Source organism: Arthrobacter globiformis, from assembly GCF_003261175.1.
GTDB classification, from domain to species: Bacteria; Actinomycetota; Actinomycetes; order Actinomycetales; family Micrococcaceae; genus Arthrobacter; species Arthrobacter globiformis_A.
This window is the reverse complement of record NZ_QLNP01000017.1, coordinates 1-16,066: the sequence shown is the minus strand read 5'-3', so window position 1 is coordinate 16,066 and position 16,066 is coordinate 1. Positions and strand designations below refer to the sequence as shown.

The 16,066-nt window shown below is 67.5% G+C and carries 16 protein-coding genes and 1 riboswitch; of the genes, 5 read left to right on the top strand and 11 right to left on the bottom strand.

Annotation, left to right across the window (positions count from 1 at the left end):
- Window positions 1-74 precede the first annotated feature (74 nt).
- The 5 genes from DBZ45_RS01870 to cycA form a co-directional block, all read right to left on the bottom strand.
- Window positions 75-779: an SAM-dependent methyltransferase gene (locus DBZ45_RS01870; RefSeq protein WP_111902288.1), complete on the bottom strand. Its 705-nt coding sequence runs from the start codon at window positions 777-779 to the stop codon at window positions 75-77.
- 42 nt (window positions 780-821) lie between these two features.
- On the bottom strand, window positions 822-1,151 hold the full coding sequence (locus DBZ45_RS01865; RefSeq protein WP_111902287.1) for a Rieske (2Fe-2S) protein: 330 nt from the start codon (window positions 1,149-1,151) through the stop codon (window positions 822-824).
- Complete coding sequence (gene nirB / locus DBZ45_RS01860; protein WP_111902286.1) at window positions 1,148-3,658, bottom strand: nitrite reductase large subunit NirB; 2,511 nt, start codon at window positions 3,656-3,658, stop codon at window positions 1,148-1,150. Before nirB ends, DBZ45_RS01865 begins: the two co-directional genes overlap by 4 nt.
- On the bottom strand, window positions 3,658-4,005 hold the full coding sequence (locus DBZ45_RS01855; RefSeq protein ID WP_111902391.1) for a molybdopterin oxidoreductase: 348 nt from the start codon (window positions 4,003-4,005) through the stop codon (window positions 3,658-3,660). Before DBZ45_RS01855 ends, nirB begins: the two co-directional genes overlap by 1 nt.
- A gap of 201 nt (window positions 4,006-4,206) precedes the next feature.
- Window positions 4,207-5,697: a D-serine/D-alanine/glycine transporter gene (gene cycA, locus DBZ45_RS01850; protein ID WP_111902285.1), complete on the bottom strand. Its 1,491-nt coding sequence runs from the start codon at window positions 5,695-5,697 to the stop codon at window positions 4,207-4,209.
- 666 nt (window positions 5,698-6,363) lie between these two features.
- On the opposite strand from cycA, the gene DBZ45_RS01845 reads away from it, so the two are divergent.
- On the top strand, window positions 6,364-8,217 hold the full coding sequence (locus DBZ45_RS01845) for a DEAD/DEAH box helicase (RefSeq protein ID WP_111902284.1): 1,854 nt from the start codon (window positions 6,364-6,366) through the stop codon (window positions 8,215-8,217).
- Between the two features lie 81 nt (window positions 8,218-8,298).
- Here DBZ45_RS01845 and DBZ45_RS01840 read toward each other — a convergent pair whose 3' ends face one another.
- The 5 genes from DBZ45_RS01840 to DBZ45_RS01820 all read right to left on the bottom strand — a co-directional run bounded on the left by DBZ45_RS01840 (window position 8,299) and on the right by DBZ45_RS01820 (window position 11,037).
- Complete coding sequence (locus DBZ45_RS01840) at window positions 8,299-8,949, bottom strand: MBL fold metallo-hydrolase (RefSeq protein WP_111902283.1); 651 nt, start codon at window positions 8,947-8,949, stop codon at window positions 8,299-8,301.
- Window positions 8,950-8,976: 27 nt separating this feature from the next.
- Window positions 8,977-9,360: a DMT family transporter gene (locus tag DBZ45_RS01835; protein ID WP_111902282.1), complete on the bottom strand. Its 384-nt coding sequence runs from the start codon at window positions 9,358-9,360 to the stop codon at window positions 8,977-8,979.
- Window positions 9,360-9,683 carry a DMT family transporter gene (locus DBZ45_RS01830; protein ID WP_111902281.1) on the bottom strand — a complete coding sequence of 108 codons (324 nt, stop codon included), beginning with the start codon at window positions 9,681-9,683 and terminating at the stop codon, window positions 9,360-9,362. The genes DBZ45_RS01835 and DBZ45_RS01830 overlap by 1 nt, the downstream gene beginning before the upstream one ends.
- A 9-nt stretch (window positions 9,684-9,692) precedes the next feature.
- Window positions 9,693-9,759: riboswitch (guanidine-III (ykkC-III) riboswitch) on the bottom strand.
- Window positions 9,760-9,829: 70 nt separating this feature from the next.
- Entirely contained in the window at window positions 9,830-10,360 is a 531-nt protein-coding gene (locus tag DBZ45_RS01825; protein WP_111902280.1) for a ferritin, read from the bottom strand.
- 44 nt (window positions 10,361-10,404) lie between these two features.
- A complete protein-coding gene (locus DBZ45_RS01820) occupies window positions 10,405-11,037 on the bottom strand; it encodes a HutD/Ves family protein (protein WP_111902279.1) in 633 nt (210 codons plus the stop codon).
- Between the two features lie 106 nt (window positions 11,038-11,143).
- Between DBZ45_RS01820 and DBZ45_RS01815 the strand changes: the two genes are divergently transcribed.
- The 3 genes from DBZ45_RS01815 to DBZ45_RS01805 are packed head-to-tail and all read left to right on the top strand — an operon-like array spanning window position 11,144 to window position 13,387.
- Complete coding sequence (locus DBZ45_RS01815; RefSeq protein WP_111902278.1) at window positions 11,144-11,740, top strand: phosphoribosylanthranilate isomerase; 597 nt, start codon at window positions 11,144-11,146, stop codon at window positions 11,738-11,740.
- A gap of 24 nt (window positions 11,741-11,764) precedes the next feature.
- The gene (locus DBZ45_RS01810) at window positions 11,765-12,934 is read left to right on the top strand and encodes an MFS transporter (RefSeq protein WP_111902277.1); all 1,170 of its coding nucleotides are present in this window, start codon (window positions 11,765-11,767) and stop codon (window positions 12,932-12,934) included.
- A 51-nt stretch (window positions 12,935-12,985) separates the two neighbouring features.
- Window positions 12,986-13,387, top strand: a complete 402-nt coding sequence (locus DBZ45_RS01805; RefSeq protein ID WP_111902276.1) for a YccF domain-containing protein — start codon at window positions 12,986-12,988, stop codon at window positions 13,385-13,387.
- Between the two features lie 24 nt (window positions 13,388-13,411).
- On the opposite strand, the gene DBZ45_RS01800 is transcribed toward DBZ45_RS01805, so the two are convergent.
- Window positions 13,412-14,281 (bottom strand): DUF4031 domain-containing protein, encoded by an 870-nt coding sequence (locus DBZ45_RS01800; RefSeq protein WP_111902275.1) that lies wholly within the window; start codon window positions 14,279-14,281, stop codon window positions 13,412-13,414.
- Window positions 14,282-14,548: 267 nt separating this feature from the next.
- On the opposite strand from DBZ45_RS01800, the gene DBZ45_RS01795 reads away from it, so the two are divergent.
- Window positions 14,549-16,066 (top strand): hypothetical protein (locus tag DBZ45_RS01795; RefSeq protein ID WP_223256876.1); only part of this gene is annotated, 1,518 nt, incomplete at its 3' end.

The window sequence follows — 16,066 nt, the reverse complement described above, 5'->3', positions numbered from 1 at the left end:
ATAGGTCAGATGCGGGGGAGGACCCTGTAGTAGAGGTGGGACACGGCGTCGCCCTGGAGCACGACGATGGGGTGCTAGCCGTCCAGGGTCTGCAGGCGGGTGGCGCGCAGGACGGCGTCGGCGAGCGTGGCCGACTGCCCGTCCGGGCCCGTGGCCGCCCGTTCCCGGCTGGTCGCGACGTCCACGTGCCACCCAGGCGGGGCGATGCCGAGTTCGGCCGCGGCCTGCTCCGCAGTGAAGAACATCGCTGAACCCGCGTGGCCGCCGCCCCCGTGCGAGTGGCTGTGTCCCTCGGCGTGGCTGTCCTCATCCGAAGTGCTCCGCCAGGGCGGCAGGCCGTCGGGATGGTGGCCGACGATCAGCAGTGTCCCGCCCGGTCGCACCGCATCCGCTGCCACACGGTGCGGCCGCTGCCATGGGGCCTCGGTGGAGTGCAGGAACTGGGCCGACACGAGGTCGAACTGCTCCTCCGGCGCCCACGCGTCAAGGTCGCGCTGCAGCCACGTGATGCGGCTCCCGGCCGCCGAATCCGCGGCGTGCTGCTCGGCCCGTTCAAGTGCGACGGCGGAGACGTCCACCGCTGTCACCGTCCAGCCCTGCTCGGCGAGCCACAGGGCGTCGGCGCCCTCTCCGCAACCCAGGTCAAGGGCAGTGCCGGGCTCCAGCCCGGATGCTTCGGCCACCAGCTGCGGGTTGGGCCGGCCGCTCCAGACGCGCGGCCTGCTGCGGTACATTTCGTCCCAATGGCGCGCGGCGCCGTCGTGCCCTTCGTGGTCCATGGGATCACCCTGCCACAGAATCGGGGGCCCAACTAGGGCAAGTCAGGGGAGCCGGACCACCACGTTTTGCGAGCCGTCGGCGAACACCGGGTAGCTCCGCAGGGGGCCGGCACCGGTGGTGGAGCAGCCCGTCTCCAGGTCAAACGCGTGCTGGTGCAGCGGGCACATCACCACGTCCCGGTCGATGGTGCCGTCGGCGATGGGTCCGCCTTTGTGCGGGCACACAGCGGACACCGCGCGCAGGGAACCGTCCCGGAGGCGGAACACGGCGATCTGTTCGCCGGCCACCCCGTACGCGCGCCCCTCGCCTACCGGGATCTGGTCCACGGGGCCGAGGACGTGCAGCCCACCGCCGGACAGTCCGGCGCTCATCGGACCGGCACCCGGGGGAGCACCTCGAGCGGGAGCGACGTGCGGAACTGGCCAGGGGTGAAGGGGTCGTTGCGCTCGGCCCAGGGGTCGGTATAGCTGTCGACGGACCGCTGCATCGCCTCGTCCAGCCCGGCGGCGATCCCCTCGGCGTCGTCCACGATCACGGCGCGGAGGTGCTCAATCCCGACGCGCGGCACGAAGGAATATGTGCGTTCAAGCCAGTTGGCGTGTTCCCGGTAGTACTGCATGAACCGACCGGCCAGCAGCGTCACGGTCCCGGGATCGTCCACGGTGGCCAGCAGGTCCCCCTTCCGGATGTGGGCACCCGCCGCGCCCCCGATGTAGATCTCCCAGCGTCCGCCGTCGACCGCCACAACCCCAACGTCCTTGACCAGGGATTCCGCGCAGTTCCGGGGGCAGCCGGACACCGCGAGTTTCAGTTTCGCGGGAGACTCGATGCCCTGGAACCGCGACTCGATCTCGATGCCCAGCTTCGTGGAATCCCCCGTGCCGAAGCGGCAGAACTCCTGGCCCACACAGGTCTTGACGGTGCGGAAGCTCTTGCCGTACGCGTAGCCCGAAGGCATGCCCAGGTCTGCCCACACCTTTGGCAGGTCCTCCTTGGGGACACCGAGCAGGTCGATCCGCTGCCCGCCCGTCAGCTTGACCATCGGGATGTTGTATTTGTCCGCGACGTCGGCGATCCGGCGGAGCTGCTCCGGGGAGGTCACCCCGCCCTTCATCTGCGGCACCACCGAGAAGGTGCCGTCGCGCTGGATGTTGGCGTGGACGCGGTCGTTGACGAACCGCGCGTCGCGCTCGTCGATGTACTCACCGGCCCACATCATTTTCAGCAGGGACGCCAGCCCCATCTTGGACTTTGCGTCCTCGGCGCCGGCCGGTGCCAGCGCCGCGAACACGGCAGACACGGACCGCAGGCCCTGGTCCCTGATCGCCGACATCAGCGCGGCCTTCTCCAGAGGCACACCGGGAACGTAGTAGGCGGCCGCAGGGTCCTCATCCACGGCGCCATCAGCGGCCCATTCCACCACCTGGCGGACCAGCAGCTTGCAGGATCCGCAGCCCTTGCCGGCGCGGGTGACGTCCATGACGCCGGACAGCGTGGTGCAGCCGCCCCTCACGGTGTCCGTGATCGCTCGCTTGCTGACGCCGTTGCAGTTGCAGACCTGGGCATCGCCGTCGAGTTCGGCCACCCCGGCTTCCTCGCCGGGTCCGCCCAGATCGAAGAGCAGGGACACCCGTTCCTCCGGCAGCGGCAGCCCGCGGTCGAATGCCTGCGTCAGGTAGGCCACCTTGCGGCTGTCCCCGAGCAGCGTTGCGCCCACGATCTTGCTGTCGCGGATCACGATGGACTTGAACACGCCCCTGCTGGGCTCGGAAAACACCACGTGCTCGTCGGTGTCGCGTTCCGGGGCCTGCAGCCCCATGGAGGCGACGTCGACGCCGGCCACCTTGAGCTTCGTGGCGGTGCGGGATCCCAGGTAGACAGAGGAAGGATCTGCCCCGGTGACGTGGTCGGCCAGCACGGCGGCCTGCTCCCACAGCGGTGCCACCAGCCCGTACACCTCTCCGCGGTGCTGGACGCACTCTCCGACGGCGTAGATCTCGTCCTCGTCGGGGACGCGCATGTGGTCGTCCACCACGATGGCCCGCTCCACCGGCAGGCCGCTGGTCACCGCCACCTCCACATTGGGGCGAATTCCGGCAGCCACCACCACCAGGTCGCAGTCGATGTCCGGCTGGTCCCGCAGCTGGACGCCGCGCACCTTGTCGCCGCCCAGGATGGCAGTTGTCCGGCTGCTCGTGTGCACCCTGATGCCGAGTGCCTCCACGCTGCGGCGCAGGACCGCGCCGCCGTCGGGGCCCATTTGCGCGTTCATCAGGTGCCCGCCGGAATGGACGACGTCGACGCCGACACCGTGGCTTTGCAGGCCCCGCGCGGCTTCCAGCCCCAGCAGTCCGCCACCGATCACGACGGCGCGGCGCTGGTGGTCCTGCTGGGCGTACGACACCATGCCCTGGGTGTCATCGATGGTCCGGAAAGCGAACACGCCGGGCAGCAGCCGGCCGCCCGGCGTGTACAGGCCCTCGACGGCGGGCATGGACGAGCGGCTGCCGGTGGCAATGATCAGGACGTTGTACGGCGTGGCCCGGCCGTCGTCGGAGAACACCAGCTTGGCGAAACGGTCGATTTTTTCGACCCGGACCCCCGCGTGCAGCGTGATGCCGTTCTCCCGGTACCAGTCAAGCGAATTCAGGAAAATGCCACCCGCGTCCTCCTCGCCGGAGAGGACATGGCTGAGCATGATCCGGTTGTAGTTGCCATAGGGCTCGTCGCCGAACATGGTGATTCTGTGCTGGACCGCGCCGCCGCGGGCCAGGATTTCCTCGACGGCGCGCGCACCGGCCATCCCGTTGCCGATCACCACGAGCCTGCGCCGCGTATCAGCTGGCGTGCTCCGCCCGCGGCTGGCGAGGGCGGTCATCAGTGTTCCACCATGCCCATGTCGACAACGACGGATCCGCTGACCCCCGTGTCCGCCAGCAGCCTCAGCTCGATCAGGGAGCCGCCGTCGATGTCTTCCACAACGCGGAGCGGGACGTGGACGTCGCCCCTGGCCGCAATCGGGAAGTAGCGCATGGGCACGCCGTCGCGCATCAGGACCACCGTGATCAGCTCCCCGGAGGAGTTGCCGCCCCGGAAATAGAGGGTCTGGTTGATGACTCCGTCCGGGACGAAATGGGACAGCTGGCTGTGGATGGGCACGGCCTTTTCGATCCCTGCACCGTCGAACGGGAAGATGCCCTGAAGGAAGATGTTCTTCAAGATCACGGTCAGATCCTTTCGGCGGAGGAACGCTGCGGCCGCTGGCATCAGCCCGGCATGAGTCCATCCTTCGCCGCACGTGTTACATCGCCCGGCTGCCTGTGTAATTTCTGCTTAACACCTTCCTCACCGTCCCTCGGCCAGGCGTGGAAAAGCCGCGCCGCGGGTCACTTGGGTGCCCCGCGGCGCGGCGTTTATCGTGCGGAATCAGGCCTTGCCGGAGCTGACCACGGGGACGCTGGCGCCCTCGGCCTTCCACTCCTCGATCCGGGCCTGCTGCAGCGGCGTCTGGCGGTTGAAGTACCAGGCAGCGCCCAGCAGCAGGAACCATACCGGGGCAACCACCAGCGCGAGGCGGGTGTCCTCGGCCTGGGCCAGGGCTACGAGCATGAACACGAAGAAGGCCAGGACCACGTAGGGCATGAAGGCTGAACCCGGCATCTTGAAGGCGGAGGCCTCATGGAGTTCCGGCCGGCGGCGGCGGAACGCGATGTAGCTGATCAGGATCATCGACCAGACGAACATGGTCAGCACCGAGGCCACGGAGGTGACGATGGTGAAGGCACCGATCACGGAGTCGCCCGCGTACAGCAGGACCAGGCCGGCCAGCAGGAAGATGCAGGAGAACAGGAGCGCGTTCTGCGGAACCTTGCGGACGCTGAGCTTGCCGAAGGCCTTCGGGGCGTTGCCGTCCTGGGCGAGGCCATAAACCATGCGCGAGGTGGAGTAGATGCCGGAGTTGGCGCTGGAGGCGGCCGAAGTGAGGACCACGAGGTTGATCACGACGGCGGCGATGCCCAAGCCGGCGAGGGTGAACATGCCGATGAACGGGCTGCTGGCGGCGTCAATGCTGCGCCACGGGTTGACGGCCATGATGACCACCAGGGCGCCCACGTAGAAGAGCAGGACACGGATCGGGATCGAGTTGATCGCCCGGGGAAGGTTCTTTTCCGGGTCCTTGGTTTCGGCGGCCGCCGTGCCCACGAGCTCGATGCCGGCAAAGGCGAAGATGGCGATCTGGAAGCCGAGGATGAAGCCGAACATGCCGTGCGGGAACATGCCGCCGTCGTTCCACATGTTGGCCAGGTTGGCCACCGCGCCGCTCGGCGAGGTGAAGTTGGTGGCGATCATGACCACACCTGTGGCGATCAGAGCGAGGATGGCCACCACCTTGATGATGGCGAACCAGAACTCCGCCTCGCCGAAGGCCTTGACCGTGGGAAGGTTCAGCAGGATGAGGACCACGGGTGTGATCAGTGCCGGGATCCAGAGGGGAGTGCCCGGGGCCAGCTTGTCCACGTAGCCTGCAATGGCCACGATGTCGGCCACGCCCGTCACTACCCAGAAGAACCAGTAGGACCAGCCGGTGAAGAACCCTGCCCACGGGCCAAGGATGTCGCCGGCGAAGTCGCTGAAGGACTTGTAGTTCAGGTTGGAGAGCAGGATTTCGCCCATGGCCCGCATGACGAAGAACAGCATGAAGCCGATGATCATGTACACGAAAATGACGGACGGGCCGGCGAGGGAGATGGTCTTGCCGGAGCCCATGAACAGGCCGGTGCCGATGGCGCCGCCGATGGCCAGGAGCTGGATGTGGCGGTTGCCAAGTCCGCGGGCGAGGTGCGGCTCCACGCTTTGGCCGGGTTCAGCACGCTCTGTGGACGGTTGATCGGAAATGCTGGTGGTGCGTTCAGACATCAAGTCTTCTTCCTTGTCACAGGTGCCGGCACGTACGGGAAGGTGCCGTGCCGGCCGCGTCGGTCCGCCGCAGATGTGACGGAACTAACAGTTGGGATGGTGTTAAGACTATGAGCGGCGGCGTGCGGCAAAGAGTGCGCCCGCCGCCCGCGCTGCTCGGTACCGGGCGGGCGGGCCGTCCGCGCGCCAGGTGGAGCGGCCCGCCGGAAAAGCGCATTGCTGCAGTCCAGCCGGGATTTGGTGCTGCTATTTGGAAATTCGCACGGAGCGCGAAACGCCGCAATAGTCTTCGACATATGTCCAGCATGCCAGTCCCAAATGTCGTCCATTGTTGTCCGTGAGCTGCATCACGCAAAACCTGGCCGTGCTGCGAAGGGGTAAAGCGGTGCAGCGAGGGGGTAAATAGGGCCCGGAACGCCCGGATGGTAGACTGATGGGACTTGATGTGCAGTGATGCCCGCTTTGCTCTGTAATTTGGAGAGCGGGCTTTTTTCATGTGAGAGGCACATCCTGCGTCGATGAACGCTATTGGTCCCGGCGGCCGCTGTTCGAACTCTGGCAGCAGCCCGGTTGACCACCTGACTTTTCTTCGGCGACCCCCTGCGCCAACCGGCGTCGGGGGCCGATATCCGCTGGATACCGCCTGAAAGACCCTGATAAACGCATATGACTACTTTTGCTGCCCTCGGCACACCCAAGGCACTCACCGAAATCCTGGCCGCCCAGGGCATCGAATCCCCGTTCCCCATCCAGGTCAAGACCCTGCCGGACACCCTGGCCGGCCGCGACGTCCTGGGCCGTGGCCGCACCGGCTCCGGTAAGACCATCGCCTTCGCCATCCCCCTGGTGGCCCGCCTCGCCGAGCGCGAAGCCGCATACTTCCGCAAGCCCGGCCGCCCGATGGGCCTGGTCCTGGCACCGACCCGTGAACTGGCCACCCAGATCAACGCGACGATCGAACCGCTGGCCAAGGCCATGGGCCTGAACACTACCGTGATCTACGGCGGCATCTCCCAGGCCCGCCAGGAGAAGGCGCTGCGCGCCGGCGTCGACATTGTCATCGCCTGCCCGGGCCGGCTGGAGGACCTGATCCGCCAGCGCATCCTGACTCTCGAAGCCGTCGAGGTGACGGTGCTGGATGAGGCCGACCACATGGCCGACCTCGGCTTCCTGCCCGTGGTCAAGAAGCTCATGGACATGACCCCGAGCCAGGGCCAGCGCCTGCTGTTCTCCGCCACTCTGGACAACGGCGTGGACAAGATCGTCCAGCGCTACCTGTCCAACCCGCTGACCCACTCCGTGGACGATCCGCAGGCAGCGGTGACCACCATGGAGCACCACGTGCTGGTGGTCAACGACCAGACCGTCAAGAAGCAGCTGATCGTTGAACTGGCGTCCGGCGCCGGCCGCCGCGTGCTGTTCATGCGCACCAAGCACCACGCCCGTAAGTTGGCCAAGACCCTGACCGACGCCGGGATTCCCGCCGTCGACCTGCACGGCAACCTGTCGCAGAACGCCCGCGACCGCAACCTTGCCGAGTTCTCCTCCGGCGACGTCCGCGTCCTGGTGGCCACCGACGTCGCCGCCCGCGGCGTCCACGTCGACGACGTCGAACTGGTCATCCACGTCGATCCGCCCACCGAGCACAAGGCTTACCTGCACCGCTCCGGCCGCACCGCCCGTGCCGGCTCCGACGGCACCGTGGTCACGCTGACCCTGCCGGAGCAGCAGACAGACGTCAAGAAGCTCATGAAGGCAGCCGGCGTCGAGGTCAGCTTCGAGCGCGTCACCGCAAGCTCGCCGATCGTTGCCGAGCTGGTGGGCGCGATAGCCGACAAGGTTGACCCGCGGACCCGCGCGGCACTCCTCGCAGCGAAAGCTCCGCAGCAGGGTGCCGGCAAGTCCACCGGCGCCAACGCCGAGCGCAAGCGCGCACGCCGCCAGGCATCACCCACGGCCGGCGGCCGGGGCGGTCGCGGCGGCCGCGGGCGGGTTTCCGCCGAGGCTCCGCGCACGGACCTGCCCCGCGCTGAACGCCGTGCCGCGACCTACGAGGGCCGCGCCGCTGCCCGTGACGCTGCAGACCGCATAGTCGAGCAGAACGAGGACCGCGCCACTGCGGCAGCTGCGGCCCGCCGCAACGCACGTGGCCGTGGCACGGCATCCACGCACCGCAACGATGTTCCCGCGGCCGGCGGCCGTTCATCTGCTGGCCGCGGTTCGGACGGTCGTTCCGAGTCCCGCTTCACCCGCAGCGATGCCCCCCGTGGCGGCACCGGCCGCCCGGCCAGCGGCGGCCAGCGGAGCGGACGTCCCGCCACCGGGCAGCGCGCGGCGGCCGGCAGCAAGGCCGGCGGCAACGCTCCGGTCTGGTCCTCCACCACAGGCGGCACCTCGGGCGGCTCGTACTCGGGCGGATCCTCTTCGGGCGGCAGCGGCCGCTCCGGTGACGGACGTCCGGCGCGGAAGGCCCCGCGCCGCGCGTCGGCCCCGGCGTCGAACGAGCGCCGCGGCCGCTAACTAGCTGTCGATACGCAAAATGCCGGTCGCTATGGGAATTCCCGTAGCGGCCGGCATTTTGCGTAGCGCAAAAGTACCCGCTCACCAGCCGCGGGCGCGCCACTCCTCGAGGTGCGGGCGCTCCGCGCCGAGGGTCGTGGGCTTGCCGTGGCCCGGGTGCACCACAGTGTCGTCCGGGTAGACCGCGAAGATCCGCTCGGTGACGTCCGTGAGCAGCTGGTTGAACCGCGCCGGGTCCTTCTGCGTGTTGCCCACGCCGCCAGGGAAAAGGGAGTCGCCGGAGAAGATGTGGGCCGGTCCCTCCGGGTCATGGTAGACCAGCGCCACCGAGCCGGGGGTGTGGCCGCGCAGGTGGACGGCGGTGACGTCGAACCCGTCGAAGTTCCCAAAGTCGCCGTGGTCCAGCAGCACGTCCACCTTCACAGGGAGTCCCGGGGCGTCGTCCGTGCCCGCTGCGGTCTTGGCTCCGGTGGCTTCAACGAGGCCCGGCAGTGCGCGCACATGGTCCCAGTGCTGGTGCGTGGTGGCGATGAGCGCCAGCTTGGGCTCGCCTGAGGTGTCCGCCGTGGCATCCGCCAGCAGGCTCTGGATGGCCGGCAGGTCATCAGCGGCGTCAATCAGCAGCTGCGCTCCGGACTCCTTTGCGGTCAGCAGATACACATTGTTGTCCATCTCGCTGACCGAGATCCGGCGGATGGTGATGTCCCGAAGTGAGTGCATGAGCGTGTCCATGAGCCCAGTCTAGGGATACGCCCCAGCCTAGGGAGCCGGATCAGCCCTGTGTTCGGTCCCGCGCTGACGGACAGAGCCGGCCGGCAGCATCTTGAGCCCGGCCGCGCATCCTACAATCCCCGCGATGAACAGCACCTTGAGCAGGCTAAAGGGTTCGACGCCGGTGGCCATGGCCCAGCCGACCGTCAGTGCCGCTCCGATCCCCACCCAGACGGCGTAGGCGGTGCCGAGCGGGATGTGCTTCACCGCCATGCCCAGCCCCTGCATGCTGAGCGCGGCCGTCACCACGAAAACAACGGTGGGCACTGGCCGGGTCAGGCCGTCGGACAGGCCCAGGGCCGTTGCCCAGACGGCTTCCAGGACAGCCGAGGCGAGCAGGATGATCCACGCCGTGGCAGGCTTCGCGAGCATCACGCCACCACCTTCAGGCCAACCACGCACGCGGCGATTCCGGCGAGCAGCAGGAGCCGCGCCGCCGTCGGCCGTTCTACTTTGGCGACGATCGCGTAGGCGGACGTCAGCACTACACCCACGCCGACCCACACCGCGTAGGCGGTGCCGGTGGGAATGGACTGCATGGCGATGCCGAGGCCGGCGGTGCTGGCCACGACCGCGACAAGGAAAAGGGCCCCGGCCGCGACCCGGCGCCGGCCGGAGGACTGGGACGCCCGGTGCAGCGCCGCCGCCCACACCGCCTCGAGGGCACCGGAAAAAATGAGTATGAACCACGACATGACAGATCCTTTGGCCAGTCTTGTCGCGCACCGGGTACTGAACCGTCGTCCGGAGGTCCGGGGAAGGGGACCCTGGTTTTCACCCTAGCAACGCCCGACGGCGGCGGCCACCGTTGGTGGCAAAGCTCACCGCCAGCGCGCCCGGGTCAGAGGGTGCCGCCGGCCGCTTCCGGCGCTGCGGCGTCGCGGCCGCCGTCGCCGATGGTTTCCCGGGCAACGAAGTTTTCGATGTCGAAGGTGTTGTCCGCCCGTTCGGCGATGTTCAGGAGGGTGGTCATCGAGGCGACTTCCTCCACCTGCTCCTTGAGGAACCAGAGCATGAACTGCTCGCCGAGGGCGTCGTCCTCGGCCCGGGCCGCGCGGAAGAGGCCTTCGATGCTTCGGGTGACTTCCTTTTCCTGCTGCAGCGCGAGTGCGAGCGGGTCGGTGACGGAGGCGAAGTCATTGCGGACGGCGGGCACGCCGGGGATGCTGACGGAAACGCCGCGGTCCACCATGTACTGCACCATCATCATGGCGTGGTTGCGTTCCTCCACCGACTGCCGGTAGAAGTACCTGGCCAGCTGGGGAAGGTCCTGGTTGGCGAACCAGACGGCCACGGCAATGTACTGCTGCGAGGCCGCGAATTCGTTGCCTATCTGCAGGAGCAGGAGGTCGCTGAATCTGGACTTGGTCATGGCACCGAGTCTAGGTTCCGGCACCTCATGCGCACCAGAGTTTGTTAGCCGGCCACGGGATCGATGGACACCACGGCCAGGAAGCCGCGGCCCAGGATCTCCGGCATCTGGCTGTCCGAACCCACCACTGAGTCGTAGCGGCCGAGCGCCACGGGCGCACTGTCCTGCCCGCCGCTCTCCTGCCCGGCATTCCCGGGACTGACCGCTGCCTGACCCTGCAGCAGGATGCCCAGCTGGCCCTCGAACACGGGATGGGCCCGCTTCTTGGACAGCTCCACGATGGAGGTGTACGCCTTGAAGGCGCCCTCCCGGGCGATGACGTTGAGGTTGCGGACATCCCCGGTGGGCAGAGCCGAGGAGGAGGCTGCACCGCCGGGAAACCGGAAGGGCCGGTACTTCTCGAGCGGGTGCTCGGTCCCGTCCACGGCGAGCAACAGCAGTTCGCCCTCGACGACGGTCAGCACGCGTTCCATCCCCGGAAAGGGGGAGTAGTCCCCGGCACTGGTGACGTCGGCGATGCTGACTCGCCAGTCCCACGCGCCATCGTCTGATGCCGTGGCCCCCGATGAGGCGGCCCCAGCTGAAGCGCCGCCGCGATGGCTGGCCAGCTCGCGGGTGACCCCGCCGCCGTTGCGCCATGGCTGGGGTTTGAGGTCGGCGAAGCGGATGATCTGCATCAGCCCAGCCTATCGGCGCGTTGCCCGCACCCTCCCTCCCCGCGTAAAGTCGGCGACGGATCGCTGCAGAAAGTGGTCGACGCTTTCAACAACGAGGAGCCGGTGAATGTTCGTCAAAGTCTGCGGCCTGAGCACGCCTGAATCGGTCCGGGAGGCCGTGGAAGCCGGAGCCGACGCCGTCGGCTTTGTCCTGACGGCCAGCCCCCGGGCGGTCTCACCGCACCAGGTTACCCAGCTCGTCAAGGCCGTGCCTGACGGTGTGGCCGCCGTCGGCGTCTTCCGTTCCGAACCGGCCGCCGACGCGGTGGCCATCGCGCGCGCCGCGGGGCTGAGCTGGATCCAGCTTCACGGTGATCGCACACCGGATGATGTCAAAACAGCGCACGACGCCGGCATGAAGGTCATCCGCGCCGTCACCATGGGTGCCGCACCGGATGCGTTTGCCGACTGGGGCGAGGAAATGCTGCTTATCGACGCCGCAGTTCCCGGGTCCGGCGAGGCCTGGGACTACGGTTCCGTGCGCGCCAAAGGCCTGGCGGGACGGCAGTGGCTCCTGGCCGGCGGCCTCGATCCCGCCAACGTGTCCGAAGCCGCCCGTGACGCCGCGGCATGGGGCGTTGACGTCTCCTCCGGCGTCGAACAAAGCAGGGGAGTAAAGGACCTGGCCAAGATCAGGGCCTTCGTGACGGCAGCCAAAGGCTGACCGCCCCGTGACCCTGACCGCCCCGTGACTCAGGCGACGCGCGCCCGGACGCCCGCGGCACCCCTCTACGCCGCCGGTTTCGTGACCGCGTTCGGCGCCCACAGCATTGCCGCAGGCATGGGCGCCCAGAGCGGCAACATCGGCCTGACCCTGCTGAACCTGGGAATCCTGCTGGCCGTCTACGACATCTCCGAGGTGTTCCTCAAGCCGGTCTTTGGCGCGCTGAGCGACCGGATCGGCGCCAAGCCGGTCATCGTCGGCGGACTCCTCGGCTTCGCCGCGCTGTCCCTGATCGGACTGGGAGCCGCGGATCCGCTGCTGCTGGGCCTTGCCCGCCTAGGCCAGGGGGCCGCCGCATCGGCCTTCTCCCCGGCGTCCTCAGCGATGGTGGCCCGGCTCTCGGCCGGGAAGAATGCCGGGACCTTCTTCGGCAGGTACGGGTCCTGGAAGAGCCTCGGTTATGTAATTGGCCCGCTGCTCGGTGCCGGGCTGATCGCCGTCGGCGGTTTTGCGCTCCTCTTTGGGGCTCTGTCCGCGCTTGCCGCGGCCACCGCTGTGTGGGTCCTTCTCGCCGTGCCGCACCTGCCGCCGCTTCCGCGCCAGCGGTACACCTTGCTGGACCTGGCCCGGCAGGTTGCCGAGCGCAGGTTCCTGGTGCCCACCATGGTGCTGGCGGCATCGATGGCGGCCATGGGGGCGGCTATCGGTTTCCTCCCGGCCCTCGCCGTGCAGCACGGCCTGGACCCGGTGGCCGGCACCGCCGCCGTCAGTGTGCTGGCCGTGGCCTCGCTGCTGGTCCAGCCGCGGATCGGGGCAATGCGCGACATGCACCGCATCGGTGACGCAGGCGGGATGCGCACCGGCCTGTTGCTCACCGCCGCCGGGGTCGCCCTGGTGGCTGTCGTCCCCGGGGCGGCCGCCATCTTCATTGCCGCGGCGTTCATTGGGGCCGGCGTCGGCGCGGCCACGCCGCTGGGCTTTGCGCATTTGGCCGACAGTACGCCGAAGGCCAGGATGGGCCGGACCATGGGCTCGGCCGAGCTGGGCCGCGAACTCGGCGATGCCGGCGGTCCGCTCCTGGTGGGAGCCGTCGCCACGGCCGCCTCGCTCCCGCTGGGCCTGGGGATCCTCGCGCTGCTGGTCGCGGCCGCCGGGATCCCGCGCCTCAGCCCCAGAGTCGAGGTTAAGGGTTAATTCAGGGCAGATCCCGAGGTGCTTCAGCCTCCGGCCCGGCAGAATGGACGAATGAAGACACTCCTGAACATCATCTGGCTGGTATTCGGCGGCTTCTGGTTGGCGCTGGGCTACTTCGCCGCCGGCATCATCTGCTGCCTGCTCATCGTGACCATCCCCTGGGGCATCGCCTCCTTCCGGATCGCGTCCTACACCCTGTGGCCCTTCGGACGGATGGTGGTGGACAAGCCGGGCGGAAACGGCGTGTTCTCGCTCCTCGGCAACGTGATCTGGCTGCTGGTGGCCGGCATCTGGATCGCCATTGGGCACGTGGTCACGGCGTTCGCCATGGCCGTCACCATCATCGGCATCCCACTGGCCATCGCCAACCTGAAGCTGATTCCGGTTTCCCTCATGCCACTGGGCAAGCAGATCGTGCCCACGGACAGGCCGTTCATCACGGCCTACCGTTAACCCAGAGACAGTTCGGCAGCGCCGTCAGGCCAGTTCGCCCTGCAGGTTCCGCCGGGCGGCCTCCAGCCACAGGCTGCGGGCCCGCTCGGTGTGGAAGAGCGGGTCCAGTGCCAGCAACTGGCGGACGACGGCGGCCCTGCCGGCCGCAAAGTCGGCGTCGCCGATGTGCGCATAGTCTTCCCGGACGGCGGCCACATACCGGGCGTAGGGCTCCGGTCCGCCGCCGAGAACTGACAGGTCCGCGTCGCACAGGAGGGCGCCGTCGTCGTCCCCGGCCTCCGGCCGGTGATCGGAAGTGAGCCGGACCAGCCGCGCTACCTCGTCGACGTCGGCTTCCGGCAGTCCGGCCTGGCTGAGCCTGAGTTCGGCGAGCCGGGCGGATTCCTCCTCGTCCTGGCCCGCCACTCCCCGGTAGACGGCGTCGTGGAACCATGCCGCCAGCAGCACGGTGCGCGGCGGCCGGGCGGGTGCGGTGAGCAGGTCCAGGGCCTCCAGCACGGCGAGCAGGTGGGTGCAGCCGTGGTACCTGCGGTGGCTCTCACTCCATCGGTCCAGCAGGTCCAGGAACAGGGCGTCATGGCCCGGCAGCACCATGTTCCAGCGGTTGAGCAGGGGAGTCTTGAGGGACTTCGTGCGGCTGCGCGCGGGGATCCGGAGCCCGCTGGCAATGAGTTTCCGCACGAGGACCCGTGCCTCAACCGGGATGGCACCGGCGGCCACCAGACCGTCATAGCGGCGCTGCGGCACGTCATAGTGGTCGCCGTCGAATGCCCGCTCAGGGATGCCCGCCGCAGCAGCGAAGGCGTGCAGTTCGGCCAGGGAAGTGTCCGAAATCAGATGCGAAAAAAGTGTTTCATGGGCAGGCCAAAGCGGCGGATCGAGGTAGACGGCCATGGGGGAGAGTCTAGTCCGGCGCCGGGTGGCCATGGAGCAATGTGGCAGTGAGCCTTGCCGGTTTCCAACGATCCTGAGCCCCCCGATAACTGGGGCTGGCTCAAGAATTCCCAAGCTTTTTACAAGTTGCCGAGTCGACCATGGTCCGAGGGGGAGTGCACGCAAGTTGCCAGGACCGTAGTAGCAGGCGCTTCGTTGTCTCCGATTCAGCCCGGAAGGTTGCTCGGAACTGGCATAGGCAGACAACTTCGATGAGTGGTGAGGCTAGTGAGCATCCCTATACAGGCCGACGTTCAACTCCGGGAAGCAACGTTACTGGGCAAGACAACTTTTCACAGGGGCGGGCCTGGCAGAGGCCGGCTCCCCGGGTCGCGGAATCTGGGCCTCACCGCCCTGCTGGCAGCGCTCCTGCTCGCGCTGGGTGTCCTGGTGGTGCCGGTTACGGCCGCTGCAGCTGATGTGGGGGTGCAGGATTTCTCGCATACGGGGACCGGGACGCCCACGGGTACAAAGCGGCAGACGAATGCGTTGTGGTTCAACGACGGGATCTGGTGGGGCAACCTGTGGGACACTGCCAGCTCGGATTTCCACATCTTCCGGTTCAATGCCTCGACCAACTCATGGGTCAATACGGGTGTGGCGACGGAGACGCAGGCGAACACTCACCATGACGTGTTGTGGGACGGGACTACGTTGTTCGTGGCGAGCTATCGGTTCGTCAATGACGGCCTGCCGTTTGAGCCGAACTTCCCGTCAACAATGCGGCGCTACAGCTACAACTCGAGCACGAAGACGTACACGCTACTGAGTTCTCAAAGGATCCACAACAACAAGGTTGAGACCATGTCTATCGACAAGGACTCGACTGGTCGGGTGTGGGCCACCTGGCAGCAGGGGAACCGGATTTTTCTGAACGTCACTGACGAGACTGGCACGTTCTGGGGGACGCCGTTCGCGCATCCTGCGTCGTTGAGCAACGTGTCTGTGGACGATACCTCGGCTGTGATCGCGTTCGGCGGAGCCGGCAACGGCAAGATGGGCGTGATGTGGAGCCGGCAGCTCGGTGACGCCAGCGACGGCATGTACTGGAGCTTCCACGTCGATGGTGCGTCCAACACCACCTGGACCACTCCTGTGGCGGCGGTGAAGGGGCTGCGCACCGGTGATGACCATATGAACCTGAAGTGGCTGGACTCATCGGGTGGCCGGGTCTTCGCCGCAACTAAGACCTCGAACACGTCGGCGTCTCTGCCGCTGATCCAGCTGTTGGTTCTGAATAACACGACATCAGCATGGTCGGCGCACACGATCGCGACCGTGTCGGAGTGCCCGAACCGGGTGATCGTCATGATCGACGAGTTTGCGCAGAAGCTGCGTACCTTCGCTACCTATCCGAAGCCGAGTGGCACCACGAACGCCGGTGTCTGCACCAGCTCGGGCGGCGCGGTTTACGAAAAGTCCACGCCGCTGAACAACATCAGCTTCACCACCACGAAGACGGCCCGTATCGTGGACGACGACCAGTATGTCCACAACGTAACGTCGACGAAGCAGAACCTCAACAGTAATGCATCGGGCACGGCCAACAGCGGGCTGCTGCTGCTCGCCGATGTGAACGCCACAAGCCGGTACTGGCACTACTACGACCCCACCGGTGGCGGTGGCGGCACCGACACCGCGGCTCCGGATACGACGATCACGTCGCCACCCCCTGGGACGTCGACCAGCGCCTCGTTCACGTTCACCTCGACTGAAACCAATTCGACGTTCCAGTGCAGCCTGGAT

Coding starts and splice junctions, on each gene's coding strand:
- DBZ45_RS01870 (WP_111902288.1), bottom strand. CDS start 779: ATGGACCACGAAGGGCACGACGGCGCCGCGCGCCATTGGGACGAAATG.
- DBZ45_RS01865 (WP_111902287.1), bottom strand. CDS start 1,151: ATGAGCGCCGGACTGTCCGGCGGTGGGCTGCACGTCCTCGGCCCCGTG.
- nirB (WP_111902286.1), bottom strand. CDS start 3,658: ATGACCGCCCTCGCCAGCCGCGGGCGGAGCACGCCAGCTGATACGCGG.
- cycA (WP_111902285.1), bottom strand. CDS start 5,697: ATGTCTGAACGCACCACCAGCATTTCCGATCAACCGTCCACAGAGCGT.
- DBZ45_RS01845 (WP_111902284.1), top strand. CDS start 6,364: ATGACTACTTTTGCTGCCCTCGGCACACCCAAGGCACTCACCGAAATC.
- DBZ45_RS01840 (WP_111902283.1), bottom strand. CDS start 8,949: ATGGACACGCTCATGCACTCACTTCGGGACATCACCATCCGCCGGATC.
- DBZ45_RS01835 (WP_111902282.1), bottom strand. CDS start 9,360: ATGCTCGCGAAGCCTGCCACGGCGTGGATCATCCTGCTCGCCTCGGCT.
- DBZ45_RS01830 (WP_111902281.1), bottom strand. CDS start 9,683: ATGTCGTGGTTCATACTCATTTTTTCCGGTGCCCTCGAGGCGGTGTGG.
- DBZ45_RS01825 (WP_111902280.1), bottom strand. CDS start 10,360: ATGACCAAGTCCAGATTCAGCGACCTCCTGCTCCTGCAGATAGGCAAC.
- DBZ45_RS01820 (WP_111902279.1), bottom strand. CDS start 11,037: ATGCAGATCATCCGCTTCGCCGACCTCAAACCCCAGCCATGGCGCAAC.
- DBZ45_RS01815 (WP_111902278.1), top strand. CDS start 11,144: ATGTTCGTCAAAGTCTGCGGCCTGAGCACGCCTGAATCGGTCCGGGAG.
- DBZ45_RS01805 (WP_111902276.1), top strand. CDS start 12,986: ATGAAGACACTCCTGAACATCATCTGGCTGGTATTCGGCGGCTTCTGG.
- DBZ45_RS01800 (WP_111902275.1), bottom strand. CDS start 14,281: ATGGCCGTCTACCTCGATCCGCCGCTTTGGCCTGCCCATGAAACACTT.